This is a genomic window from Marinovum sp. E3 (assembly GCF_055755275.1).
Genome location: NZ_CM146908.1, coordinates 2,767,399 through 2,789,393, shown reverse-complemented (window position 1 = coordinate 2,789,393; position 21,995 = coordinate 2,767,399). Strand labels below are relative to the sequence as shown.

Genomic DNA, 21,995 nt, shown 5'->3' with positions numbered 1-21,995 from the left:
GTGTCAGCCTCTGGCGCGCCGCCCGGATGCCCGGTCAGCTGCCATCCGCGCCCATATCGGGGCCGATCTTCTTGAGGAAGGCATAGAGGTCTTTCGCCTCGTCTTCCTTGCGCACCCGGAAGCTCATCTTGGAGCGGGCAGAACCGTCGCCGGTGGCTTCCTGAACCGCGCCTTTCGGATCCATCACGAAGGCCACGAAGCTCGCCTCGTCAAACACCAGCCCGGCTTCGCCGGCGGCGATCATGTCCTTGCCATAGCGAAAATCCTCGACGGTACCGGCGGTACGGCCGACGACGCCATAGAGGTTGGGGCCGGTCTTGGCCTTCTTGCCGGCCAGCACCTCGCCGGCGTCGTTGGTGACGACGTGGCAGGACTGGCACTTGCGGAACGCCTGTTCTCCGGCATCTGCATCGCCGGTGGCGGTTAGGTCGGGGCCGTGGCTGTCGGCCATCGCGGGCATGGCAAGCGCCATAGCCAGAAGCGATGTCAGGGCTAGGGTCTTCATCGGTCAAATCTCCTCAGCAATTCTTTCAGGACATAGGTTCGGGGCCATTAGGTCAAGCGCGACGTTTTGGCAAATCCTGCCCGCCATGGCGCCAGAGCCTTGATTTCCTTGGCGCTGAAAGGGTAGGCGGTCGGACAAGATGCCGCGCCCCGGCCGGGGCGTGGGGGCCTTTGACACCGACAGGAGGGGCATAATGGAAGACATGGTGCCCGCCTGGGTTGACGGAGAGCTGACACCCGTTGGCAAGCTCGAGGCGCATGAACGCGGGCTTCGGCACAAGGCAGTGTCAGTTTTCGTGCTGGCTGGCGATGCAGTGCTGATCCAGCAGCGCGCGGCGGGCAAATACCACACGCCAGGGCTCTGGGCCAACACCTGCTGCACCCATCCGCTCTGGGGCGAAGCGGCCGAGACCTGTGCCATGCGGCGGCTGGAGCAGGAACTGGGCATCACCGCCGTCACCCCGATCTGGCGGCACCAGGCGGAATACCGGGCCGATGTCGGCGGTGGCATGATCGAGCATGAGGTGGTGGAGATCTTCACCGTTGAGGCCAGCCGCGACCTGCCGGTCATTCCCAACCCCGACGAGGTGCAGGCGGTGCGCTGGGTGACGCGGGCCGAGTTGGTGGCCGAGATCGCCGCCATGCCGCAGATCTACACCCCCTGGATGCGCATCTACATGGCCGATCACGCCTCGGCGATCTTTGGTCACGGCCCGGCGGGCTGAGCGGCCGGCGGGCTGGCGCCTGCGCCGGCAAAGGTGTATCCGAGGGCAAAGACAGCGATGAAGGCAGCAGCATGACCAGACAAGCGGCGGATTTCGCAGCGGTGGCAGAGACCGGGCGCCGGGTGTTGCAGACCGAGGCGGAGGCGCTTCTGGCGCTCGGCCGGGCGCTGCCGGAGGATTTCGAGGCGGCGGCGCAGCTGCTGGCCGCGCTCGAGGGCCGGGTGATCGTCTCGGGCATCGGCAAGTCGGGCCACATCGGCCGCAAGATCTCGGCCACCCTGGCCTCGACCGGCACGCCGTCCTATTTCGTGCATGCCTCCGAGGCGAGCCACGGCGATCTCGGCATGATCACCCGGCATGACGTTTGCCTGCTGATCTCCAATTCCGGCGAGACCGCCGAGCTGCGCGACATCCTGCTGCACACACGGCGGTTCTCGATCCCGATGATCGGGATTTCGTCGAACCCGAACAGCACGCTGATGCAGGCCGCCGATTTCAAGCTGACCCTGCCGAAACTCCCCGAGGCCTGCCCGATGGGCCTCGCTCCCACCACCTCGACCACGCTGACCCTGGCGCTGGGCGATGCCCTGGCGGTGGCGGTGATGGAGCTGCGCGGCTTCGGCTCGGAGGATTTCCAGGTGTTCCATCCGGGCGGCAAGCTCGGCGCCCAGCTCAGCCGGGTGGAAGACCTGATGCACGGGCCGGAGATGCTGCCGCTGGTGCCGGCCGACATGGCGATGGCGGATGTGCTGATCACCATGACCTCGAAAAGCTTTGGCATCGCGGCTGTGGTCGAGGACGGCCGGCTGGTGGGGGTGATCTCGGATGGCGACCTGCGGCGCAACATGGCCGGGCTGATGAAGATGACCGCCGGCGAACTGGCCAGCCGCAACCCGGTGACGGTGACGCCGGATGTCTTTGCCGCCCAGGCGCTGGCACTGCTCAACGAGCGCAAGATCGGTGCACTGATGGTTGTCGATGACGACAGCCGCCCGGTCGGCATTCTCCATATCCACGATGTTCTGCGCGCAGGTGTTGCATGAAAACCGTTATCCTGATCCCCGCCCGCTATGCCTCGGCGCGCTATCCCGGCAAGCCGCTGGCCGAGCTGACACAGAAGGACGGCAGCAGGAAAAGCCTGATCCAGATGTCCTGGGAGGCCGCGCGCCAGATCGCCGGCGTCGACGAGGTGCATGTGGTCACCGATGACGACCGCATCCGCGAGGCCTCGGAGGGTTTTGGCGCCTCGGTGATCATGACCTCGCCCGAGGCCGAGAACGGCACCGCCCGCTGCGCCGAGGCGCTGGCCAATGGCGCGATCTCGGCCGATCTGGTGGTGAATTTCCAGGGCGACGCGCCGCTGACGCCGCCCTGGTTCGTGGAAGAGCTGATCGCTGCGATGAAGGCCGATCCCGGCGCGCAAATGGCCACGCCGGTGCTGCAATGCGATCCGGCGACCTATGACATGTTTGTCGAAGACCGCCAGAACGGTCGGGTCGGAGGCACCACGGCGGTATTTGGCGAAGATCACCGGGCGCTCTATTTCTCCAAGGAGATCGTGCCCTATATCGACCCGGCCAAGGTGCCCGAGCGCGACATTCCAGTCTATCACCATGTCGGCGTCTATGCCTACCGGCCCGAGGCGCTGCGGTCTTACACCTTCTGGGGTGTCAGCCGGCTCGAGACGCTGGAGGGGCTGGAGCAGCTGCGCTTCCTGGTGCACGGCGTGCCGGTGCGCTGCGTGGTGGTCGAATCGCGGGGCCGGATGTTCTGGGAGCTGAACAACCCCGCCGATGTGGCGCGGATCGAGAAGGTGTTGAAAGAGCAATGACAGAGACCAGAACCGTCACCATCGGCGAGATCGCCATCAGTGCGCAAGATCCCCTGGCGCTGATCACCGGGCCCTGCCAGCTCGAAAGCCACGACCATGCCCGGATGATGGCCGAGAAGATCGCCGAGGCCTGCGCGCCAAGTGGCACCCGGTTCATCTTCAAGGCCAGCTACGACAAGGCCAACCGCTCTTCGATCTCGACCCAGCGGGGCCTGGGGATGGAGGAAGGCCTGACCATCCTGTCGAAGATCCGCGAGGAATTCGGCTGCCCGGTGCTGACCGACGTGCATTCCGAGAGCCATTGCGCCCCGGCGGCCGAGGCGGTGGACGTGCTGCAAATCCCCGCCTTTCTCTGCCGACAGACCGATCTGCTCTTGGCGGCGGGCGAGACCGGCGCCGCGATCAACGTCAAGAAAGGCCAGTTCCTGGCGCCGTGGGACATGGGCAATGTCGCCGAAAAGATCGCCTCGACCGGCAATCAGCGCATCATGCTCTGTGATCGCGGCACCTCCTTCGGCTACAACACTCTGGTGAGCGATTTCCGTGGCCTGCCGACCATGGCCAAGACCGGCTATCCGGTGGTCTTCGACGCGACCCATTCGGTGCAGCAGCCCGGCGGGCAGGGCGCCACCTCGGGCGGCCAACGCGAGTTCGCTCCGGTGCTGGCCCGGGCGGCAGTTGCGGTGGGTGTGGCGGCGCTCTTCATCGAGACGCACGAGGATCCGGACAATGCGCCGTCGGACGGGCCGAACATGATCCCGGTGGATCAGATGCGCGCGCTGATCGACCGGCTGGTGGCTTTCGACCGGCTGTCCAAGGGGCTCTGAGCCCCCGCGTCCCGGCCCCGCGCCGGGACCTCGAGCCGCAAACCGTGAGGCCCCGGAACAGGTCCGGGGCGCGGGGATTGCGCCGCAGCCCGGGCCGCTTGCGGGCGGGTTCTCTTGGGGCTGAGAGGCCCCGGCGCGAGGCCGGGGCGTGCTGCGCGACCCTCTGCCCCCGGTCCCGCAATAGAGAGCGCATTTTCCGGGTCGCCTTTGTCGCGCGGTTCTGGCAACAGGATCCGGTCGCCTTGCAGAAGGATCCGCCAGATGCGCCCTGCCGAAGCTCTCAAGCCCAAGACCAACGAAGATACCGCGCAGGGCCTGGCCTTTGCCGTCTCGGCCTATGTCATCTGGGGCTTTCTGCCGCTTTACATGAAGCTGCTGGCGCATATTCCGCCGGCCGAGGTGGTGGCGCACCGGGTGATCTGGTCGGTGCCGATCGCGGCGGTGGTGCTGGTGGCACTGGGGCGGACGGCCACCCTGCGCGAGGCGCTGCGCAACCCGCGGATGCTGGCGATGGGCTGCGTGACGGCGGCGCTGGTGTCGATCAACTGGGGCATCTACGTCTGGGCGATTGCCAACGACCGTGCGCTCGACGCGGCGCTGGGGTATTACATCAACCCGCTGTTCTCGGTCTTTCTCGGCGCGGTCCTGCTGGGTGAACGGCTGAGCCGGGCGCAGATCGCCGCCATCGCCCTGGCGGCGGCGGCGGTGCTGGTTCTGGCGCTGGATGCCGGGCGGCTGCCCTGGGCGGCGGTCGGGCTGATGCTGTCCTGGGGATTTTATGCCCTGGCCAAGAAGCAGTTGCCGATCGGCCCCAACCAGGGGTTCCTGCTCGAGGTGCTGATCCTGACGCCGCCGGCGCTGGGTTACATCGCCTGGACGGTCGCGACCGGACAATCGCATTTCACCACCAGCCTGACGCTGGACACCTGGCTGCTTCTGGGCTGTGGTGTCGTCACCGCCGTGCCGCTCCTGTTTTATGCCAATGGCGCCAAGGGGCTGCGGCTTTCGACCATCGGCGTGCTGCAATATATCGCGCCGACGATGATCTTTCTCTGCGCGGTGCTGGTTTTCAAGGAGCCCTTCGGCCAGGCTCGGATGATCGCCTTTCCGATGATCTGGGCGGCGTTGGTGATCTATTCGGTGGCAATGCTGCGCGGCATGCGGCGGCTGGGCGCCTGACCCGTGACCCCTTGCGGCGGCGCCGCGCATTTGCCACACCCTCGGCGCATGGATGACAGCTATCAGCCCCCCGACACGCCGCTCGACGTGCTGCACGAAGATCACGAGATCCTCATCGTCAACAAGCCCGCCGGCCTTCTGTCGGTGCCGGGCAAGGGGCCGCATCTGGCCGATTGCCTGATCGCCCGGGTGCAGGAGGCCTTTCCGACGGCGCTGCTGGTGCACCGGCTGGACCGCGACACATCCGGCGTGATGGTCTTTGGCCTGACGCCGCATGCCCAGCGCCACCTTGGTCTGCAATTCGAGAAGCGCGGCGTCAGGAAAACCTACGTCGCGCGGCTCTGGGGCCGGCTGGAGCCGCGCACCGGCACCGTCGATCTGCCGCTGATCGTCGACTGGGAGAACCGGCCGTTGCAAAAGGTCTGTCACGAGACCGGCCGGGCGGCGCAGACCGATTGGCGGGTCCAATCCTACAAGGCCGACGAGACCCGCGTGCGCTTCATGCCCAAGACCGGGCGCAGCCACCAGTTGCGGGTGCATGCCCTGGCGCTGGGGCATGTGATCCTCGGTGATCCGCTTTATGCCAGCGGCGCGGCGCGGGCCTATCCTCGGCTGATGCTGCACTCCGAGGAGCTGCGGTTCCGCCATCCAGATGGCGGCGATGGGGTGAAGTTCCGGGCGGTGGCGCCGTTCTGAGGGCGCCGGCCGGTTTCAGTGGCCGCCGGTATCGGCGTCGCGGCGGGTGAGCCCCATGTCGCGCAGTGCCGCGTCGCTCAGGCGGCGCATCTGCTGGCGTTGGCGATAGGCACCGTCGGCGGCGATCAGCCAGCCCAGAACGCGGGCCAGGATCGAGCGGGTGGCGGGGCGGTGAAGGGGGCGGGGGAGGCTGCGATGGATCTGCATGGTCGGGCTCCTTTCGAGGTATGACATTGGATGACCTCAGACTGACAGCCGCCTGCAAAAGCAGCGCAAAAAGCCGGGTGCAAAGGCCGCCCCCGCGTGCAAGACTTTCGTAAAATGAGCCGGATACACCGTAAAATCGGCGGTGAGAGGAGCCTGACAGCCGAAATGCCCGATCTCGTGATCCATCTGCGCGGCCCCTTGCGGATCGCCACCGGCGATGGCCGGCCGCTGGCCGGCCTGACGCGGCGGGGGCAGGCGATGCTGGTCTGTCTGGCGTTGCAGCCGGGGATGCGGGCCGAACGGGGGTATCTGGCCGAGCTGCTCTGGAGCGACCGGTCGGAAGAACAGTCGCGCGCCTCGCTGCGACAGGAGCTTTCGGTGCTGAAACGGGCCGTGCCGGAGGCGATTCTGGCGGCGGATCGCCAGGCGGTCTGGCTCGATGCCGGCGCGGTGCAGGTTGACGAGGGCGGCGCCGGCGATCTGCTCGAGGGGTTCGATCTGGCTTCGGAAGGATTCGAGGACTGGCTGCGGCAGGCACGGGCGGGGCGCGCCGCAGAGGCGCCCGCCGATGCCGGCGACGCGGCGCGGGGCGAGCGGCCCACGCTTGCGGTGCTGCCGTTCGAGGAATTTGGCGCCGCCGCGCGGGACATGTTCGCCGACGGTGTGGTCGACGAGATCACCAGCGCGCTCAGCCGGTGCAAGGAGTTCCGCGTCATTGCTCGGCAATCGGCTTTTGCGCTGGGCGATCCGGGGCTTTCGGTGCCCGAGGCGGCGGCGCGACTGAAGGCGGATTACATCGTCGAGGGGTCGGTGCGCCGCGCGGGCGAACGGCTGCGGATTTCGGTGCAGCTGGTGCGGGGCCACGACGGGCATACGCTTTGGACCGCGCGCTTCGATGATCGGCTGGACGATCTGTTCGACCTGCTCGACCGGATCGCGGCCCAGGTGGCGGGGCAGATCCTGCCCAACCTGCGCGCCGCCGAGATCGCCCGCGCCCGCGCCCGGCCGCCGCAGGACCGGACCGCCTATGAGCTGATGCTGACCGCGCTGCCGCATTTCTGGGCGCATCGCGGCGAAGAGAACGAACGCGCCATCGCACTGCTGGATCAGGCGTTGCTGCATCAGCCGGATTTCGCGCCGGCGATGGCCTACAAGGCGTGGTGCCATGCACATCACTGCTGCTACACTTGGACAACCGACGGCGCACCGCATCAGGCGGCGGCCCGGACGCTCGTGTCTCGGGCGGCGCCGATGGTGCAGGACGATCCCGGCGCGCTGGTGGCGCTGTCGGCGGCCTGCGGGCTGGCGCTCAACGATTTTGCCCGGGCGCGGAGCCTGGTCGACCGGGCGTTGCTGCTTGATCCGAACAACGCCTGGGGCTGGCTGCGGCTGGGCTGGACGGCGGTTTATGTCGGAGAGTTCGACACCGGCATGGCGGCCTTTGATCGCTACGATCAGCTCAGCCCGCTCGATCCCTTCCGCTTCAACGGGCTGTTCGGCCGCTCTGCCGCGCTGCGGGCGATGCGGCGGTTCGACGAATCGGTGGCGCTTTGTGAACAGGGGCTGCGCGAAGGGACCGGGGTGACCTGGGCCTACCGGATGCTCTTTGGCACCCATTGGCTGGCCGGCAACAAGGATGCGGCAATGGCGGCGGCGCGGAAATGGCGGGCCGCCTATCCCGACATCACCTTCGAGATGGCGCGCAACCTGATGCCGAAATGGCAGCACGACCCGGCCTATTACAAGGCGCTTCAGGAATTGTGGCGGCAGGACGGCTGAGTCGCGGGCCGGATCAGGCGCTCTTGCTCAGCCGCGCTTCCAGCACGTCGAAGGGCACGCCGGGCTCGTCCTTGGCGCCGCGGATCACCAGCGAGGTCTTGACCGAGGCGACATTGGGCGCGGTCAGCAGTTCGCCGGTCAGAAAGCTCTGAAAGCTCGACAGATCGGGCGCCACGCATTTCAGGATGAAATCCACCTCGCCATTCAGCATGTGGCACTCGCGCACCAGCGGCCAGGCGCGGCAGCGGTCCTCGAAGGCCGAAAGATCGGCCTCGGCCTGGCTGACCAGACCGACCATGGCAAAGACCTGCACCTCGAATCCCAGCTCGCGGGCGTCGATATCGGCATGGTAGCCGCGTATGAATCCCTGCTCTTCGAGCGTGCGCACCCGGCGCAGGCAGGGCGGGGCCGAAATGCCGACCCGGCGGGCCAGCTCGACATTGGTCATCCGCCCGTCGGCCTGAAGCTCGGCCAGGATTTTGCGATCTATCGGGTCTAGTCGAGTTCCCGGCATGTATCCCTCCGCCGAAATTGCGTTTGTTATACCAGCCCTGTCAGGCGACGCAATAATGTTTCGTTCTTGCGCAAGATTGTTTTTGCCGCGCCGGTCTGGCCGGTGTCAGGGCGCATAGCGGCCCTGCATGGTCTTTTCGTCGGGCGACGGGATCGCTATATGCGGCCTCTGACATGCAAGCGCAAGCCAAAGGGGCACAACATGGGTGAGACACGCCACACCAAAGTTCTGATCATCGGGTCCGGCCCCGCGGGCTATACCGCCGGGGTCTATGCCAGCCGCGCCATGCTGAGCCCGATCCTCGTGCAGGGAATCGAGCCGGGCGGCCAGCTGACCACCACCACCGAGGTCGAGAACTGGCCCGGCGACACCGAAGTGCAGGGCCCCGATCTGATGGTGCGGATGGAGGCCCATGCCAAGGCGATGGGCACCGAGATCATCGGCGACATCATCACGTCGCTCGATACCTCCAAGCGGCCGTTCGTGGCCAAGGGGGACAGCGGCACCACCTACACCGCCGACGCGGTGATCCTGGCCACCGGGGCGCGGGCGAAATGGCTGGGGCTGGACAGCGAAGAGGCCTTCAAGGGCTTTGGCGTCTCGGCCTGTGCCACCTGCGACGGTTTCTTCTATCGCGGGCAAGAGATCGTCGTGGTCGGCGGCGGCAACACCGCTGTCGAAGAGGCGCTGTTCCTGACCAATTTCGCATCCAAGGTCACGCTGGTGCACCGCCGCGACGAGCTGCGCGCCGAGAAGATCCTTCAGGAGCGGCTGTTGAAACATCCCAAGATCGAGCCGCTGTGGTTCCACGAGCTGGATGAGGTCTTTGGCAGTGACATGCCCAAGGGCGTCGAGGGCGTGCGGGTAAAGCACGTCAAGACCGGCGAGATCACCGAAATCCCCTGCAAGGGCGTCTTTATCGCCATCGGCCATGCGCCGGCGACCGAACTGGTGAAAGATACGCTGGAGCTGCACAACGGCGGTTACGTCAAGGTCGAGCCGGGCAGCACCCGCTCTTCGGTGCCGGGCATCTTTGCCGCCGGAGATCTGACCGACCACATCTATCGCCAGGCGGTGACCTCGGCCGGAATGGGCTGCATGGCGGCACTCGATGCCGAGAAGTTCCTGGCCGAGCACGGCGAAGCCGAGCGCAGCCCCGAGGCGGTGACCGAACCGCTGGGCTACGGCGCCGAAACCCCGGCTTGAGCCGGGGTCCAAGCCGCCCGGTGCAACCCCGGGGGTGATGGGCGCGCCGCCATCCCCCCGCGGCGTTTGACGCGGCGCCTAGGGGTGAATGTCGCGCGGCGTGCATCCCGATTCCAGCACCACCGCGATCCAGTTGACCTCGGGCTCGAGGCCCAACTCGTTCAGCCAGGCCTGTTGCAGCCGATAGGCGGGCAGTTCCTGCGCGCCGGGGCAATACCAGTGCCGCGCCTCGGCCTGTCGGTGGTGCGCCAACTCATGCAGCAGCGTGCTGACGTCAAAGGGATCGCGCGGCGACCAGGGACGGATCAGCCAGATCACCTGCGCCTCGGCATCGTAGAGCCCGCGCAGGGCGGCGTGCCGCGAGGACAGCCCGTCCAGCGCGGCGGCCCGGACGGCGCTGACAAGCCGCACGGCGGGCGGCTGGGCACGGCGCGGCAGATCGGAGCGGCGGTCGAGCCAATCGTCGAGATGGGCCACGAGATCGGCCAGCGTCGGCGCGGTGCGCCAGGCCAGCGGATCGGCCGGTTCGGCAGCAGCGGGCAAGAGGGACAGCATCAGGCATAGGGCGCCTGTGCGTGCCAGCGCAAGGCTGGCCCGGAAAGGGAAGGTCATCACGTCCTCCGCATCTTGTTTTGTCAGGCTGTGCTTTGATGATACGCTGGGGGCGAGGGATGCCGCAAAAGACGTTTTTTCATCCCCGGATGAAGGGAATTCATCTGCCATGGGCCGACATTTGCCGCCTTTCGCCGCGGTTCGGGCTTTCGAAGCCGCCGCGCGCCACCGCAGCTTCAAACACGCCGCCGAGGAGCTGTGCCTCTCGCCCTCGGCGATCAGCCATCAGATCCGCGCGCTCGAGCAATATCTCGACACCGCGTTGTTCGAGCGGGACGGCAACCGGCTCGAGCTGACGCTGACCGGGCGCGGCTACGCCGGCAAGCTGACCGGCCTGCTCGACCAGCTCGACGAGAGCACCCGCGCGGTCAGCCAGGCCGGGGCGCGGCCTTTCCGGGTGCTCTGCACGCCGGGCTTTGCGGCGCGCTGGCTGGTGCCGCGGCTGGACCGGCTGGAATTTGGCGACCGGGTGCGGCTTCGGGTCTCGACCGGTGCGCCATCGACCGATTTCGCCAGCAACGACAGCGATGTGGTGATCCAGTGGTCGGTGACGCCGACGGCGGGTGTGTCGACCGAGCCCCTGATGGAATCGAGCCGCTATCCGGTGATAAGCCCCGAGTTGAAACACCGGGCCGCCGTGCACCGGCCCGGTGACCTTCTGCGCCTGCGGCTGATGTACGACGAGACCGACGATGCCTGGGGCGAATGGTTCCAGGCCGCCGGAGTGACGCCGGCCGCACTGCCGCAGGGCCCGGTCTTTCCCAGTTGCGAGCTGGCAACCACCGCAGCCGAGCGAGGGCAGGGGGTGTCGCTGGCCTATGATGCGGTGGTGCGGGCCACGCTGGCATCCGGGCGGCTGGTGCGGCTGTTCGAGGCGGTGACCCTGCCGATGGTGATCTATTCCCTGGCCTATCCCGAGGGGCGGGCCGGCGATCCGATGATCCGCGCCTTTCGCGACTGGATCTTCGCCGAGGTCGCGCGCGAGCAGGTCGGGGTACGGGTGGCCTCGGCGCTGGCCTGAGCGCGTCATGCGGCTGCTGCAAAGCGGCATTTCGGCAACGGCGTGCCTGCGCCGCCGCTTCGGGCTTTCCTGAGGCGGCGACTTGTGCGATGTGTTCAGCGTTGAACATACTTTGAGTCGCTCCCATGGCCCCGCCCAAAGCCAAACCGATCACCGATGAGGACGGCAATGTCTTTCGTCTCCTGCGCCAGCTCGATCTGGCGCCGGAGGCGTCGCAGCGGTCGATCGCCGAGGCGCTGGGCCTGTCGCTGGGTACGCTGAACACGCGGCTCAAATCTGCCGAGGCGGCCGGGTTCATCAAGATCAGCGAACGTTCGGGGCCCGACCGGCGCCAGCGGTTCGCCTATGTGCTGACCCCGCGCGGGGCAGCGGAAAAGAACCGGCTGACCGAGAGTTTCCTCGCCCGCAAGCTGGCGGAATACGAAGCGCTTCATGCCGAACTGACGGGCACCGCCAGCGGTCTCGTCCACATCAAACACAGGACTGAATTGATGCAGAACAACCTGGCTCCGATTTCGGAACTCTATGTCTCTTACGAGAGCGCTCAGAAGCTGAAGGTGGAGGCCGGCAATCTGGTCAGCCACGATCTCAGCCCGCGCCAGATCTGTGATCTGGAACTTCTGATGAACGGCGGTTTCAACCCGCTCAAGGGGTTCCTGTCGGAAGAGGATTACAACGGCGTTGTCGAGAACATGCGCCTGGCCGACGGGTCGCTCTGGCCGATGCCGATCACGCTCGACGTTTCCGAGGAATTCGCCGCCTCGCTCGAGATCGGCCAGGACATCGCGCTGCGCGATCAGGAAGGCGTGATCCTCGGCACCATGACCGTGACCGATCGCTGGACCCCCGACAAATCGCGCGAGGCGGAAAAGGTGTTCGGCGCCGATGATGCGGCCCACCCGGCGGTCAACTACCTGCACAACACCGCCGGAAAGGTCTATCTCGGCGGGCCGGTGACCGGTATCCAGCAGCCGGTGCATTATGATTTTCGCGGCCGCCGCGACACGCCGAACGAGCTGCGCGCTCTGTTCCGCAAGCTGGGCTGGCGCAAGGTCGTGGCCTTCCAGACCCGCAACCCGCTGCACCGCGCCCACCAGGAGCTGACCTTCCGCGCCGCCAAGGAAGCCCAGGCCAACCTGCTGATCCATCCGGTCGTCGGCATGACCAAGCCGGGCGACGTCGATCACTTCACCCGCGTGCGCTGCTACGAGGCGGTGCTGGACAAGTATCCGCAATCGACCACCAACATGTCGCTGCTGAACCTGGCGATGCGCATGGGCGGCCCGCGCGAGGCGGTCTGGCACGGGCTGATCCGCGCCAACCACGGCTGCACCCATTTCATTGTCGGCCGCGACCACGCCGGCCCCGGCAAGAATTCCCAGGGCGAGGATTTCTACGGGCCTTATGATGCGCAGGATCTGTTCCGCGAGTACCAGAGCGAGATCGGCGTCGAGATGGTGGACTTCAAGCACATGGTCTATGTGCAAGAGCGCGCGCAATATGAGCCCGCCGACGAGATCGAGGACCGTGACAATGTCACCATCCTCAACATCTCGGGCACCGAGCTGCGCCGGCGTCTGCAAGAGGGGCTGGAGATCCCCGAATGGTTCTCGTTCCCTGAGGTGGTGGCCGAGCTGCGCCGCACCCGTCCGCCGCGGGCCAAACAGGGCTTCACCGTGTTCTTTACCGGTCTCTCCGGCTCCGGCAAATCGACCATTGCCAACGCGCTGATGGTGAAGCTGATGGAAATGGGCGGCCGCCCAGTGACGCTGCTCGACGGCGACATCGTGCGCAAGAACCTCAGCTCCGAGCTGGGCTTCTCGAAGGAGCACCGCGACCTCAACATCCGCCGCATCGGTTATGTCGCCAGCGAGATCACCAAGAACGGCGGTATCGCCATCTGCGCGCCGATCGCGCCTTATGCCACCACCCGCCGTGCCGTGCGCGAGGACGTGGAGCAATTCGGCGCCTTCATCGAGGTGCATGTGGCCACCTCGCTCGAGGAATGCGAGCGGCGTGACCGCAAAGGGCTCTACAAGCTGGCGCGGGAAGGTAAGATCAAGGAATTCACCGGCATCTCCGATCCATACGACGTGCCGGCGGATCCTGAACTGAGCGTCGAGACCGAGAATGTCGAGGTCGACAACTGCGCGCATCAGGTGATCCTGAAGCTCGAGAGCATGGGGCTGATCGCCGGCTGATCGCGGCAAAAGCCACGCAAAACGACAAAGGCCGCGGGTGATCCCGCGGCCTTTTGCCTGTCATACGGAGTGTGTCCGCCCGGCTCGGTACGGCGGGGAGGGCGGCCTAGTGGACCGCGACCGGCGCCATGTCGTGCTGCCGCGCCAGAACGAAGGCCAGCTTGCGGTCGGCCACGAGGGCCAGCTGCTCGCCATCCTCGCGGTGGACGGCGTAAAGCGTTTCGGCGCCATGCGCCTGATCGCGGATTTCCTCGGGAAGGTCGGCGACCGCCACCGGTTTCACATAGACGATATTGAGCGGCACCGTCTGGCCGAAATCATAATTCGTGTTCATGACATTCACCCTTTCCTGATATTGATCGTCTGCACCACGGTTTCTGGGCGTTGCATCGTCAGATCGACATGCAGCAACCCGTTTTCCATCACCGCTTCGCCCACCTCGACACCATCGGCCAGCACGAAGCTGCGCTGGAACTGCCGCGCCGCGATGCCGCGATGGAGAAAGACACGTTCGCTGCCGTCGTCGCGCTGGCGGCCGCGGATCACCAGTTGTCGGTCCTCGACGGTGATCGAGAGATCGCCCTCGGCAAATCCGGCCACGGCCAGAGTGATGCGATACGAATGATCGGAGGTCTGTTCGATATTGAAAGGCGGATAGCCTTCGTTGCCGGTCTTCGCCGTGCGTTCCAGCAGGCGCTCCAGCTGCTCGAACCCCAGCATATGGGGGTAGGAGCCCAGGGTCAGTTTTGTCATGACACGTCCTTTGGCAAAGCGACATCTCTTGACCGGCCCCGTCAGCGGCAACCGGTTCACAACGAATATGGTGTGGCATCCGGTGGGCTGCAAGGCCTTTGCCAAAAGCCTTTGAACACAGTATCCTGAACACCTGCCCGCGATGGAGAATACCCGGATGAACATGCAGACCGAACTGGCGATGAAGACCGACGAGGTCTTGCGCGTTGAACTCGAGGTCTTCAAACGCGAGCACCGCGATCTCGACCAGGCGATCGATGCGCTTCAGGCCGAGGGCCGCGCCGATGCGCTGACCATTCAGCGGCTGAAGAAGAAAAAGCTGATGCTGAAGGACAAGATCGCCCAGATCGAGGACCGGCTGCTGCCCGACATCATCGCCTGATCCGCCATGGCGCGGCTTGCGGTCCGGCCCAAAGTCTGGCCCCAACGCCTGCGGCGCGCGCTGCTTGGCGTCCTGGGGCTGTTTGGCCTCCTGCTGCTGGCGCTGGGGGTGCAGCATCTGCGTCTCTCGGGCGGGCCGGCGCTGGGCCCACCTGTGCCGGGCGGGCTGCGGCTGGCCACGCACAACGTGCATTACATCGTTACCCGGCGCGACACCGGCCGCTGGTCGCTGGCGGACTGGCGCCGGCGCAAGCCGGTTCTGGATGCGACCTTCAAGGCGCTCGCGGCCGATCTGGTGGCCTTTCAGGAAATGGAAAGCTTCGCCGGCGGTTCGGGCAGCGACGAGAACCTCGCCCGCGACTGGCTGTTGCAGCAGAACCCGGGCTATGCCGCCGCGGCCACCGGGCCCTGGCGGGAATTTCCGCCGACCCAGCCGATCCTCTACCGCCGCGCCAGGCTCGAATTGCTGGATCAGGGCTGGTTTTTCTTTTCCGAGACGCCGGAGGTGATCTATTCGCGCACCTTCAATGGCTCCTGGCCGGCCTTTGCCGCCTGGGCCGAGTTCCGAGACCGTCGGGGCGGCGCGGTGTTTCGGGTGCTGAACCTGCATCTGGATTATTCCAGCCTGGACAACCGGCGCAAATCCGTCGTGCTGATCCGCGCGCGGCTGGCGGACTGGCGGGCGGCGGGCCATTCGATGGTGGTGCTGGGTGATTTCAACGCGCTGGCGGGCTCGGCGCTGCTGGCGCCGCTGGAGGCGGAGGGGCTGCGGTTCGTGCCGGTGCCGGGGGCGACCTATCACTTCGATCGCGGGCTCAACCTCTTTGGCGCGATCGATCATGTCGGGTTGGGGCCGGGGCTGCGCGCGCTGCGCCCGGCGGCGGTGTTTCGCGAGCGGTTGGGGCCGGTCTGGCCGAGCGACCATTACCCGGTGGTGGTGGATGTGACTTTCGGGGATTAGGGGCGCTGCCCCCGGCCTGCGGCCTCCCCCGGCGGTATTTTTCAAGAGAAGAAGCCACGGGAATGCGAAAATGCTGCCGCTGCGACCGGCGGGGCCGTTGCCAATGGGGGCGCTCTGGCTATAGTGCGGCCTTCCTAACGTGAGGGGATGCGATGACAGAGCCGGTAGTGGGCATCATCATGGGCAGCCAGTCGGATTGGCCCACCATGAAGGAAGCGGCGGATGTGCTGGACGAGCTGGGCGTGGCCTATGAGGCGCGCATCGTCTCGGCGCATCGGACGCCGGACCGGCTCTGGGACTACGGCAAGACGGCGGTGGACCGGGGGGTGCAGGTGATCATCGCCGGCGCCGGCGGCGCGGCGCATCTGCCGGGTATGATGGCGTCGAAGACCCGGGTGCCGGTGATCGGCGTACCGGTGCAGACCCGGGCGCTCTCGGGGGTCGATTCGCTGTATTCGATCTTGCAGATGCCGCGCGGCTATCCGGTGGCGACCATGGCGATCGGCGCGCCGGGAGCGAAAAACGCGGGGCTGATGGCGGCGGGCATTCTGGCGTTGCAGGATGCCGGGCTGGCGCAGCGGCTGGAGGATTGGCGTGCTGCGCTCTCGGCCTCGATCCCGGAGGTGCCGGTCGATGAATAAGGCTCTGGCGCAGGGGGCGGTGATCGGCATTCTGGGCGGTGGCCAGCTTGGCCGCATGCTCGCGGTGGCGGCGAGCCGGCTGGGCTTTCGCTGCCATGTCTTCGAGCCGGGGGCCCATCCGCCGGCCGGTGATGTCGCCTGGAAAGTGACGACGGCGGGCTATGACGATGCCGCGGCATTGCGGGCCTTTGCTGAGAGCGTCGATGTCATCACCTATGAATTCGAGAACATTCCGACGGCGGCGCTCGATATCCTCGAGGCGCTGCGGCCGATCCGGCCCGGGCGCGAGGCGCTGCGGGTCAGCCAGGACCGGCTGATCGAGAAGGATTTCCTGTCGGGGTCGGGGCTGACGGTGGCGCCTTATGCCGATGTCGGTGACGCGGCATCGCTCGAGGCGGCGCTGGCGCGGATCGGCACGCCGGCGATCCTCAAGACCCGGCGCTTCGGCTATGACGGCAAGGGCCAGGCGCGGATCATGGGGCCGGGCGATGCCGGTCAGGCGCTGGCCGACATGGCGGGCGCGCCGGCGGTGCTGGAGGGCTTCGTAGATTTCGAACGCGAGATCTCGGTGATCGCGGCGCGCGGGGTGACCGGCGAAGTGGCCTGTTTCGACCCGGGCGAGAATGTGCACGACGGTGGCATCCTGCGCACCACCACGGTGCCGGCCGAGATCCGGCCGATGATGCAGGCCGATGCGGTGCTGCTGGCCGGGCAGATCCTCAATGCGCTGGATTATGTCGGCGTGATGGGGGTGGAGCTTTTTGTCACCGGCCGGGGCCTCGTGGTCAACGAGATCGCGCCGCGGGTGCATAACTCGGGCCATTGGACCCAGGCGGGCTGTGCCGTCGATCAGTTCGAACAGCATATCCGCGCCGTGGCGGGCTGGCCGCTGGGCGATGGCGGCCGACATGCCGATGTGGTGATGGAAAACCTGATCGGCGAGGACATGGACCGGGTGCCGGAGATTGCCAGGGAGCGCCATGCCAGCCTGCATCTCTACGGCAAGACCGAGGTCAAGCCGGGGCGCAAGATGGGGCATGTGAACCGGGTGAAGACCGTAGGATAAACCCGTTGGCGGCAGGGGGCTCTCTGCTGCGAAAACCTGCGATACGGGAGGTCCCGGATCGGGGTCCGGGACGGGGTCAGGTGGTGACCAGCCGGCGGGCGGTTTCGCCGGCCAGATGGGTGAAGACCCCGGCGCAAAGCGTCGCCTCGACCCGGCGGGTCGTGGCGTCGAGCACCACCAGATCGGCGCGTTGGCCGGGCGCCAGCGTGCCGCGGTCGGTCAGGCCAAGGACCGCTGCCGGGCCGGAGGAGATCAGCGCCCAGGCCTGCGCCAGATCGAGCAGACCGAGATCGACCAGCTGCCAGACCGCGTTGCGCGGGGCGGGGTAGTGGTAGTCCGAGGCCAGCGCGGTGCAGAGCCCGTCCTCGACCAGCGCCCGGGCCGAGACCTTGCCCTTGTGGCTGGCGCCGCGCACCACGTTGGGCGCGCCAAGCACCACCGGCTGGCCACGGTCCCGCGCCGCCTGGGCGGCCTCGCGGGTCTCGGGGAATTCGCTGATCGCGGCGCCGCGGGCGGCCCAGGTGGCGCGGTCCTCGGCGCTGGCATCGTCGTGGCTGGCGTAGCGGATGTCGCGCCGGCGCAGATCGGCGCAGACCGCATCCAGCGCCGCCGGCACTTCGGCAGAGCGCGCATGCAGCGCCTGCATCAGCGCCAGATGCGCTTCGGGGCTGCGGCCGGATTTCAGCGCCGTGCCGGTGAGCCGCGGGATCGCGCGGCCGGAAGCCAGCCGGTCGTGCGGCACATGATCGTTGAAGGCGACATAGCGGATGTCATGCTCTGCCAACAGCCCGAGCACCGTCGGGAAATCGTCGATCATATGGGTCTCGAGCCGCAGCTGGACCTGTAAATCCGTGTCGAGCTGCGGCCGCACCCGGGCCAGCGCCGCCAGCATCCGCCTGGCGAACTCGGGGCTACGCAGCCCGCCTTCCCAGGAATAGAATTGCGCCAGAACGGCGGTGGTGATGCCATTGGCGGCCAGTTCGGCTTCGGCCGAGACCAACCCGGCGGCAAGGTCGGTCATGGCGCCGCGGCGGGGGGCGAGATGGCGTTCGAAACCGTCGCCGTGCAGATCGACGATGCCGGGCAGGATCAACTTGCCGGAGACGTCGACAGGGCGCCCGCCAGCCGCCGCGCCGACCAACCCGCCGGAGATCGCCAGCGGCCCGCCGCGCAGCCCATGCGGCGAGAGCCAGCGCGCGCCGGTGAAGGTGAGATCAATTGGCATCGTCATCTCCGAACAGCATGTCGGCAAGATCCATGCCGGGGTCGAAACGGCCTTCGCGCAGGAACAGCAGGGTCTGTTGTATCACGATCGGATTGTTCATCATGAAGGTATGGGTGACCGGCAGGGTAATATGCCAGTCCATGCCCTCGACCTTGGTCGAGGCGACCGAGACCTTGCCATCGTCCGGCCCGTCGATCAGCGACGAGAAATAGGGGTTGAGCGAGCGGTTGCCGGCGATCACGCCGAGTTCTGCCTCCACCGGGGGAAGCTGCGGCGGCAGGCTTTCGGGATCGGTGCCCAGTTGCAGCCCGGCCGGGCCGTTCATCCAGCGGAACAGCTCGAGCCCGCCGAGCTCGTCCACCAGCTCGCTACCGTGGTTGGGCGGGGCGAGCATCACCACGCGGCCCAGATTGTCGGGCGTGCCGTGATCGCGCAGCCAGACGCGCAGCAGAATGCCGCCCATGGAGTGGGTGACGAAATGCGTGGTCTGGGTGCCGCATTGCGCCAGGGCTTCGGGCAGGGTCTTGCCGACCAGGGTTTCCACATCGGCCGAGGTCGAGGGATAGGAGGGCAGCACCGTGTCATAGCCTTCGAGGCGCATCACCTGTTCCATCACCGCGAAACTGTATTCGCTGCGGGCCAGGCCGTGCAGGAAGACGATGCACTCGGCCCGGACGACGCCGGGCAGCATGAACAGGACAAGGGCAAGGACAAGACGCATGAGGCCTCAGATAAGCGGCGGGCGGGGCATGCGGAAGGGGTCACCTTGCGCGCAATGACAGCGCCACGCCGCCCAGCACCAGAAGCGCCGAGAGTACGAAGCGCAGGGTAAGCGGCTCGGCCAGGAAGAGCATGCCGCCGGCCATGGCGATGATCGGCACGGTCAGCTGGACCACGGCGGCGGTGGCGGCGCGCAGTTGCGGCAGCACGGTGTACCACAGCGCATAGCCCAGGCCCGAGGTCACCGCACCTGCGATCACCGCGAGGATCACGCCGCGCAGGTCGGTCGCATCCGGCCAGAACGCAAAGGCCAGGGCGCCGAGCGGCACCGACCAGAGGAACGACGCGCTCATGGTCTGCAACGGCGCGCCGCGCTTGCGTCCGATCAGCGAAAACAGCCCCCAGCCCAGCGCGGCGGCCAGCATCAGCGCCGCGCCCAGCGGATCGGGCCGTTCCGCGCCCGGCCCCATCAGCCAGGCCAGGCCGGCAAAGGCAATCGCCGCGCCGAGGATGCGCAGCGGCGGCAGCGGCTCGCGGGCCAGAACCGCGCCGGCGAACATGGTGATCTGCACCCCGCCAAACAGGATCAGCGCGCCGATCCCGGCCGGCAATGTCCGATAGGCAAAGGAGAAGCCGAGGATATAGAGCGTCAGCGTCGCCACCCCGGGCCAGACCGCGCGGGTGGGGCGCTGGGCGCGCGCCTCGCCGCGCAGCGACACCAGCAGGCCGAGCAATGCGGCGCCGGAGATCAGCCGGATCAGGGCAAAGCTCGAGGCGCCGGCGCCGCCTTCGAGCGCCATGCGGTTGAGCACGGAATTGGCCGCAAAGGCCACCATCACCAGCGCCGTCAGCCCGACCAGGCGCAGGCCGGCGCTCCCGGCCGGCGGGGGGGCGGAGGCGGCGCTCATGCCGCTGCCTCCGGCACGATCTGCTGCACGATGCCGACCGAGATCAGGTAGAGCGAGGTCACCACCAACCCCCAATGCGCCCAGCTCTGGGGATCGAAGTTCACCCAGGCGGCCCAGCCGGCAAAGAAGGTCCAGGCCAGCGCCACGGGCAGCGACAGCAGGCGCCAGCGCTCGGTGCGGACCGGGTGGATGAACTTGAGCGGCAGGAACATCGCCACGGCACAGACCAGCACGATGGCCAGGATCACCGGCGGCGGCGGCGCGATGGCAAACATGACAATCACCACCATGTTGAAGCAGCCGGGGAACCCGGCGAAGGAATTGTCTTTTGTTTTCATGCCGGTATCGGCGAAATACAGCGCGCTGGCAAAGGTCACGACGATGATCGCGAGCCAGCCGGGCCAGCCGGGTAGCAGGCCTGATTGAAACAGCGCAAAGGCCGGAATGAAGACATAGGTCAGGTAGTCGATGATCAGATCGAGCAGCACGCCGTCAAACCGCGGCGCATTGTGCTTGACGTCGTATTTCCGCGCCAGCGGCCCGTCGACGCCATCGACCGCAAAGGCCACCACCAGCCAGACGAACATCATCGGCCAGTCCGCGCGCGCCGCCTCGAGAAGCGCCAGCATGGCAAAGACGGCGCCGGTGGCGGTCAGCCAGTGGATCGAGAGAGCGCGGAGATTTGTCATCGGTCAGTCATCCCCGATATGGCGGTTGGATTCAATGGGGGCCGCTGGCACAGTGTTGAAAATCCGCGTGAACCCCACGGCAGGCCAGCGCCCGGACCTGCGGCCGCCGCTACGAAAATGATGCGCGTTGCAACGGATGGGTATAGTCTGAGCTTATCTCGCCGGCGGCAATTTTATTTGCCTGAGGCAGAGCGGAAGCTACAGGGTCGGCAAGGCCCGAAAAGAAATGTCCAATGGGAGCCTATGGGAGGAATGATGATGACCGATACGCGTAACCTGGTGAAGCTGGCAATGGGCACGGCGCTGGCCGCCGCCTTCGGGGGCGGGGCGGCCTTCGCGCAGGAGGTGACGCTGCGGCTGCATTCCTTCCTGCCGGAGCAGGCCAATGTGCCGCAGAACATCCTCATCCCCTGGGCCGAGAAGGTCGAGGCCGAGAGCGATGGCCGGATCGACATCCAGCTGTTTCACGCAATGGCGCTGGGCGGCACCCCGCCGGAGCTGATGGACCAGCTTGTCGATGGCGTGGCCGATATCGTCTGGACCCTGCCGGGGTATACGCCGGGCCGGTTCCCGCGGGCCGAAGTATTTGAACTGCCCTTCACCATGACCACCGCCGAGGCCGCCAGCCGGGCCTATTGGTCGCTGGCCGAAGAGACGATGATGGAGGACGATTTCAAGGACATCAAACCGATCGCCCTGCATGTGCACGGGCCGGGGATCATCCATACCTCGGATCCGGTGGTAGAGGTTTCCGACCTCAACGGCGTCAAGCTGCGGGCGCCGACCCGGGTGACCAACCAGATGTTCGCCGCGCTGGGCGCGACGCCGGTTGGCATGCCGGTGCCGGCGGTGCCGGAGGCGCTGTCGAAAGGCGTGATCGACGGCACGGTAATCCCCTGGGAGGTGACCGGCGCGCTCAAGGTGCCGGAACTGGTGCAGAACCATACCGAGATGGGCGGCGACAAGGCGCTCTATACCGCGGCTTTCGTCTTTGCCATGAACAAGGACAAGTACGAGTCGCTGCCCGACGATCTCAAGGCGGTGATCGATGCCAATTCCGGGCTCGAGACCTCGGCGCAATTCGGCCGGCAGATGCAGGAGGACGACGCGCCCGAACGCGAGACCGCGCTCGACCTGGGCAACAATATCATCACCCTGAGCGACGCGCAGACCGCGGAATGGCAGGCCGCGGCCGCGGGCACGATCGATGCCTGGATCGCCGAGATGGAGGGCAAGGGCATTGACGGCGTGGCGCTGCGCGCCCGTGCGCTCGAGCTGATCGAAGACGCCTCGATGTGAGGCCCACGGCCCCCGGCGCAACGCCGCCGGGGGCCGTACCAAGACGCCGG

The 21,995-nt window shown here is 66.9% G+C and carries 25 protein-coding genes; 15 read left to right on the top strand and 10 right to left on the bottom strand.

Features of this window, described 5'->3' with window-relative positions; genetic code table 11:
• Window positions 1-34: 34 nt before the first annotated feature.
• A complete protein-coding gene (locus AC0J5K_RS13660) occupies window positions 35-505 on the bottom strand; it encodes a c-type cytochrome (RefSeq protein WP_274566039.1) in 471 nt (156 codons plus the stop codon).
• Window positions 506-698: 193 nt separating this feature from the next.
• Here AC0J5K_RS13660 and idi point away from each other — a divergent pair, with 193 nt between their 5' ends.
• The 6 genes from idi to AC0J5K_RS13630 all read left to right on the top strand — a co-directional run bounded on the left by idi (window position 699) and on the right by AC0J5K_RS13630 (window position 5,762).
• Window positions 699-1,229, top strand: a complete 531-nt coding sequence (idi, locus tag AC0J5K_RS13655) for an isopentenyl-diphosphate Delta-isomerase (RefSeq protein ID WP_048532844.1) — start codon at window positions 699-701, stop codon at window positions 1,227-1,229.
• 71 nt (window positions 1,230-1,300) lie between these two features.
• Complete coding sequence (locus tag AC0J5K_RS13650) at window positions 1,301-2,272, top strand: KpsF/GutQ family sugar-phosphate isomerase (RefSeq protein WP_274566038.1); 972 nt, start codon at window positions 1,301-1,303, stop codon at window positions 2,270-2,272.
• Window positions 2,269-3,060, top strand: a complete 792-nt coding sequence (locus tag AC0J5K_RS13645) for a 3-deoxy-manno-octulosonate cytidylyltransferase (protein WP_048532842.1) — start codon at window positions 2,269-2,271, stop codon at window positions 3,058-3,060. The genes AC0J5K_RS13650 and AC0J5K_RS13645 overlap by 4 nt, the downstream gene beginning before the upstream one ends.
• Complete coding sequence (kdsA, locus tag AC0J5K_RS13640; protein WP_274566037.1) at window positions 3,057-3,887, top strand: 3-deoxy-8-phosphooctulonate synthase; 831 nt, start codon at window positions 3,057-3,059, stop codon at window positions 3,885-3,887. Before AC0J5K_RS13645 ends, kdsA begins: the two co-directional genes overlap by 4 nt.
• Window positions 3,888-4,148: 261 nt before the next feature.
• A complete protein-coding gene (rarD, locus tag AC0J5K_RS13635; RefSeq protein WP_074836191.1) occupies window positions 4,149-5,066 on the top strand; it encodes an EamA family transporter RarD in 918 nt (305 codons plus the stop codon).
• Window positions 5,067-5,114: 48 nt separating this feature from the next.
• Window positions 5,115-5,762, top strand: coding sequence for a pseudouridine synthase (locus AC0J5K_RS13630; RefSeq protein WP_274566036.1), 648 nt, complete (start codon window positions 5,115-5,117; stop codon window positions 5,760-5,762).
• 15 nt (window positions 5,763-5,777) lie between these two features.
• On the opposite strand, the gene AC0J5K_RS13625 is transcribed toward AC0J5K_RS13630, so the two are convergent.
• Window positions 5,778-5,969, bottom strand: coding sequence for a DUF1127 domain-containing protein (locus tag AC0J5K_RS13625; protein ID WP_274566035.1), 192 nt, complete (start codon window positions 5,967-5,969; stop codon window positions 5,778-5,780).
• Between the two features lie 165 nt (window positions 5,970-6,134).
• Between AC0J5K_RS13625 and AC0J5K_RS13620 the strand changes: the two genes are divergently transcribed.
• Window positions 6,135-7,748 (top strand): hypothetical protein, encoded by a 1,614-nt coding sequence (locus AC0J5K_RS13620; RefSeq protein WP_274566034.1) that lies wholly within the window; start codon window positions 6,135-6,137, stop codon window positions 7,746-7,748.
• Window positions 7,749-7,761: 13 nt separating this feature from the next.
• Here the strand turns inward: AC0J5K_RS13620 and AC0J5K_RS13615 are convergent, their stop codons facing one another.
• Window positions 7,762-8,262: an Lrp/AsnC family transcriptional regulator gene (locus AC0J5K_RS13615; RefSeq protein WP_048532836.1), complete on the bottom strand. Its 501-nt coding sequence runs from the start codon at window positions 8,260-8,262 to the stop codon at window positions 7,762-7,764.
• 201 nt (window positions 8,263-8,463) lie between these two features.
• On the opposite strand from AC0J5K_RS13615, the gene trxB reads away from it, so the two are divergent.
• Entirely contained in the window at window positions 8,464-9,468 is a 1,005-nt protein-coding gene (trxB, locus tag AC0J5K_RS13610) for a thioredoxin-disulfide reductase (protein WP_048532834.1), read from the top strand.
• A 78-nt stretch (window positions 9,469-9,546) separates the two neighbouring features.
• Here trxB and AC0J5K_RS13605 read toward each other — a convergent pair whose 3' ends face one another.
• Window positions 9,547-10,080 carry a DUF6647 family protein gene (locus AC0J5K_RS13605; protein WP_274566033.1) on the bottom strand — a complete coding sequence of 178 codons (534 nt, stop codon included), beginning with the start codon at window positions 10,078-10,080 and terminating at the stop codon, window positions 9,547-9,549.
• 109 nt (window positions 10,081-10,189) lie between these two features.
• Between AC0J5K_RS13605 and AC0J5K_RS13600 the strand changes: the two genes are divergently transcribed.
• Both AC0J5K_RS13600 and AC0J5K_RS13595 read left to right on the top strand, forming a co-directional pair.
• Window positions 10,190-11,101, top strand: coding sequence for a LysR substrate-binding domain-containing protein (locus tag AC0J5K_RS13600; RefSeq protein WP_274566032.1), 912 nt, complete (start codon window positions 10,190-10,192; stop codon window positions 11,099-11,101).
• A gap of 125 nt (window positions 11,102-11,226) precedes the next feature.
• Window positions 11,227-13,302 carry a bifunctional sulfate adenylyltransferase/adenylylsulfate kinase gene (locus AC0J5K_RS13595; protein WP_420398605.1) on the top strand — a complete coding sequence of 692 codons (2,076 nt, stop codon included), beginning with the start codon at window positions 11,227-11,229 and terminating at the stop codon, window positions 13,300-13,302.
• 106 nt (window positions 13,303-13,408) lie between these two features.
• On the opposite strand, the gene AC0J5K_RS13590 is transcribed toward AC0J5K_RS13595, so the two are convergent.
• Window positions 13,409-13,636: a DUF1150 family protein gene (locus tag AC0J5K_RS13590; protein ID WP_048532830.1), complete on the bottom strand. Its 228-nt coding sequence runs from the start codon at window positions 13,634-13,636 to the stop codon at window positions 13,409-13,411.
• Between the two features lie 5 nt (window positions 13,637-13,641).
• The gene (locus AC0J5K_RS13585) at window positions 13,642-14,055 is read right to left on the bottom strand and encodes an Hsp20 family protein (protein WP_048532828.1); all 414 of its coding nucleotides are present in this window, start codon (window positions 14,053-14,055) and stop codon (window positions 13,642-13,644) included.
• Between the two features lie 157 nt (window positions 14,056-14,212).
• Between AC0J5K_RS13585 and AC0J5K_RS13580 the strand changes: the two genes are divergently transcribed.
• The 4 genes from AC0J5K_RS13580 to AC0J5K_RS13565 all read left to right on the top strand — a co-directional run bounded on the left by AC0J5K_RS13580 (window position 14,213) and on the right by AC0J5K_RS13565 (window position 17,104).
• Entirely contained in the window at window positions 14,213-14,437 is a 225-nt protein-coding gene (locus tag AC0J5K_RS13580; RefSeq protein ID WP_048532827.1) for a YdcH family protein, read from the top strand.
• A 6-nt stretch (window positions 14,438-14,443) separates the two neighbouring features.
• Complete coding sequence (locus AC0J5K_RS13575) at window positions 14,444-15,397, top strand: endonuclease/exonuclease/phosphatase family protein (RefSeq protein WP_274566030.1); 954 nt, start codon at window positions 14,444-14,446, stop codon at window positions 15,395-15,397.
• Between the two features lie 152 nt (window positions 15,398-15,549).
• Window positions 15,550-16,038, top strand: coding sequence for a 5-(carboxyamino)imidazole ribonucleotide mutase (gene purE, locus AC0J5K_RS13570; protein ID WP_048532826.1), 489 nt, complete (start codon window positions 15,550-15,552; stop codon window positions 16,036-16,038).
• Window positions 16,031-17,104: a 5-(carboxyamino)imidazole ribonucleotide synthase gene (locus tag AC0J5K_RS13565; RefSeq protein WP_274566029.1), complete on the top strand. Its 1,074-nt coding sequence runs from the start codon at window positions 16,031-16,033 to the stop codon at window positions 17,102-17,104. Before purE ends, AC0J5K_RS13565 begins: the two co-directional genes overlap by 8 nt.
• Window positions 17,105-17,180: 76 nt before the next feature.
• On the opposite strand, the gene AC0J5K_RS13560 is transcribed toward AC0J5K_RS13565, so the two are convergent.
• From AC0J5K_RS13560 to AC0J5K_RS13545, 4 genes are read right to left on the bottom strand one after another with little or no spacing between them, the layout of a single operon-like run.
• The gene (locus AC0J5K_RS13560) at window positions 17,181-18,329 is read right to left on the bottom strand and encodes an alpha-D-ribose 1-methylphosphonate 5-triphosphate diphosphatase (protein ID WP_420398604.1); all 1,149 of its coding nucleotides are present in this window, start codon (window positions 18,327-18,329) and stop codon (window positions 17,181-17,183) included.
• Entirely contained in the window at window positions 18,319-19,050 is a 732-nt protein-coding gene (locus tag AC0J5K_RS13555) for an esterase/lipase family protein (RefSeq protein ID WP_074836206.1), read from the bottom strand. Before AC0J5K_RS13555 ends, AC0J5K_RS13560 begins: the two co-directional genes overlap by 11 nt.
• Window positions 19,051-19,090: 40 nt before the next feature.
• A complete protein-coding gene (locus tag AC0J5K_RS13550) occupies window positions 19,091-19,957 on the bottom strand; it encodes a DMT family transporter (RefSeq protein ID WP_274566027.1) in 867 nt (288 codons plus the stop codon).
• Entirely contained in the window at window positions 19,954-20,646 is a 693-nt protein-coding gene (locus AC0J5K_RS13545) for a CDP-alcohol phosphatidyltransferase family protein (RefSeq protein ID WP_048532821.1), read from the bottom strand. Before AC0J5K_RS13545 ends, AC0J5K_RS13550 begins: the two co-directional genes overlap by 4 nt.
• Before the next feature lie 258 nt (window positions 20,647-20,904).
• Here AC0J5K_RS13545 and AC0J5K_RS13540 point away from each other — a divergent pair, with 258 nt between their 5' ends.
• Window positions 20,905-21,945 carry a TRAP transporter substrate-binding protein gene (locus AC0J5K_RS13540; RefSeq protein ID WP_274566026.1) on the top strand — a complete coding sequence of 347 codons (1,041 nt, stop codon included), beginning with the start codon at window positions 20,905-20,907 and terminating at the stop codon, window positions 21,943-21,945.
• The last annotated feature ends 50 nt before the right edge of the window (window positions 21,946-21,995 follow it).

Bases quoted from the DNA above. Each gene is read 5' to 3' on its own strand.
- AC0J5K_RS13660 (WP_274566039.1), bottom strand. From the start codon at position 505: ATGAAGACCCTAGCCCTGACATCGCTTCTGGCTATGGCGCTTGCCATG.
- AC0J5K_RS13580 (WP_048532827.1), top strand. From the start codon at position 14,213: ATGAACATGCAGACCGAACTGGCGATGAAGACCGACGAGGTCTTGCGC.
- AC0J5K_RS13575 (WP_274566030.1), top strand. From the start codon at position 14,444: ATGGCGCGGCTTGCGGTCCGGCCCAAAGTCTGGCCCCAACGCCTGCGG.
- AC0J5K_RS13590 (WP_048532830.1), bottom strand. From the start codon at position 13,636: ATGAACACGAATTATGATTTCGGCCAGACGGTGCCGCTCAATATCGTC.
- AC0J5K_RS13605 (WP_274566033.1), bottom strand. From the start codon at position 10,080: ATGACCTTCCCTTTCCGGGCCAGCCTTGCGCTGGCACGCACAGGCGCC.
- AC0J5K_RS13600 (WP_274566032.1), top strand. From the start codon at position 10,190: ATGGGCCGACATTTGCCGCCTTTCGCCGCGGTTCGGGCTTTCGAAGCC.
- AC0J5K_RS13545 (WP_048532821.1), bottom strand. From the start codon at position 20,646: ATGACAAATCTCCGCGCTCTCTCGATCCACTGGCTGACCGCCACCGGC.
- AC0J5K_RS13650 (WP_274566038.1), top strand. From the start codon at position 1,301: ATGACCAGACAAGCGGCGGATTTCGCAGCGGTGGCAGAGACCGGGCGC.
- trxB (WP_048532834.1), top strand. From the start codon at position 8,464: ATGGGTGAGACACGCCACACCAAAGTTCTGATCATCGGGTCCGGCCCC.
- AC0J5K_RS13565 (WP_274566029.1), top strand. From the start codon at position 16,031: ATGAATAAGGCTCTGGCGCAGGGGGCGGTGATCGGCATTCTGGGCGGT.
- AC0J5K_RS13625 (WP_274566035.1), bottom strand. From the start codon at position 5,969: ATGCAGATCCATCGCAGCCTCCCCCGCCCCCTTCACCGCCCCGCCACC.
- AC0J5K_RS13540 (WP_274566026.1), top strand. From the start codon at position 20,905: ATGACCGATACGCGTAACCTGGTGAAGCTGGCAATGGGCACGGCGCTG.
- AC0J5K_RS13595 (WP_420398605.1), top strand. From the start codon at position 11,227: ATGGCCCCGCCCAAAGCCAAACCGATCACCGATGAGGACGGCAATGTC.
- AC0J5K_RS13555 (WP_074836206.1), bottom strand. From the start codon at position 19,050: ATGCGTCTTGTCCTTGCCCTTGTCCTGTTCATGCTGCCCGGCGTCGTC.
- AC0J5K_RS13620 (WP_274566034.1), top strand. From the start codon at position 6,135: ATGCCCGATCTCGTGATCCATCTGCGCGGCCCCTTGCGGATCGCCACC.
- AC0J5K_RS13615 (WP_048532836.1), bottom strand. From the start codon at position 8,262: ATGCCGGGAACTCGACTAGACCCGATAGATCGCAAAATCCTGGCCGAG.
- AC0J5K_RS13585 (WP_048532828.1), bottom strand. From the start codon at position 14,055: ATGACAAAACTGACCCTGGGCTCCTACCCCCATATGCTGGGGTTCGAG.
- rarD (WP_074836191.1), top strand. From the start codon at position 4,149: ATGCGCCCTGCCGAAGCTCTCAAGCCCAAGACCAACGAAGATACCGCG.
- kdsA (WP_274566037.1), top strand. From the start codon at position 3,057: ATGACAGAGACCAGAACCGTCACCATCGGCGAGATCGCCATCAGTGCG.
- AC0J5K_RS13550 (WP_274566027.1), bottom strand. From the start codon at position 19,957: ATGAGCGCCGCCTCCGCCCCCCCGCCGGCCGGGAGCGCCGGCCTGCGC.
- AC0J5K_RS13560 (WP_420398604.1), bottom strand. From the start codon at position 18,329: ATGCCAATTGATCTCACCTTCACCGGCGCGCGCTGGCTCTCGCCGCAT.
- AC0J5K_RS13645 (WP_048532842.1), top strand. From the start codon at position 2,269: ATGAAAACCGTTATCCTGATCCCCGCCCGCTATGCCTCGGCGCGCTAT.
- idi (WP_048532844.1), top strand. From the start codon at position 699: ATGGAAGACATGGTGCCCGCCTGGGTTGACGGAGAGCTGACACCCGTT.
- AC0J5K_RS13630 (WP_274566036.1), top strand. From the start codon at position 5,115: ATGGATGACAGCTATCAGCCCCCCGACACGCCGCTCGACGTGCTGCAC.
- purE (WP_048532826.1), top strand. From the start codon at position 15,550: ATGACAGAGCCGGTAGTGGGCATCATCATGGGCAGCCAGTCGGATTGG.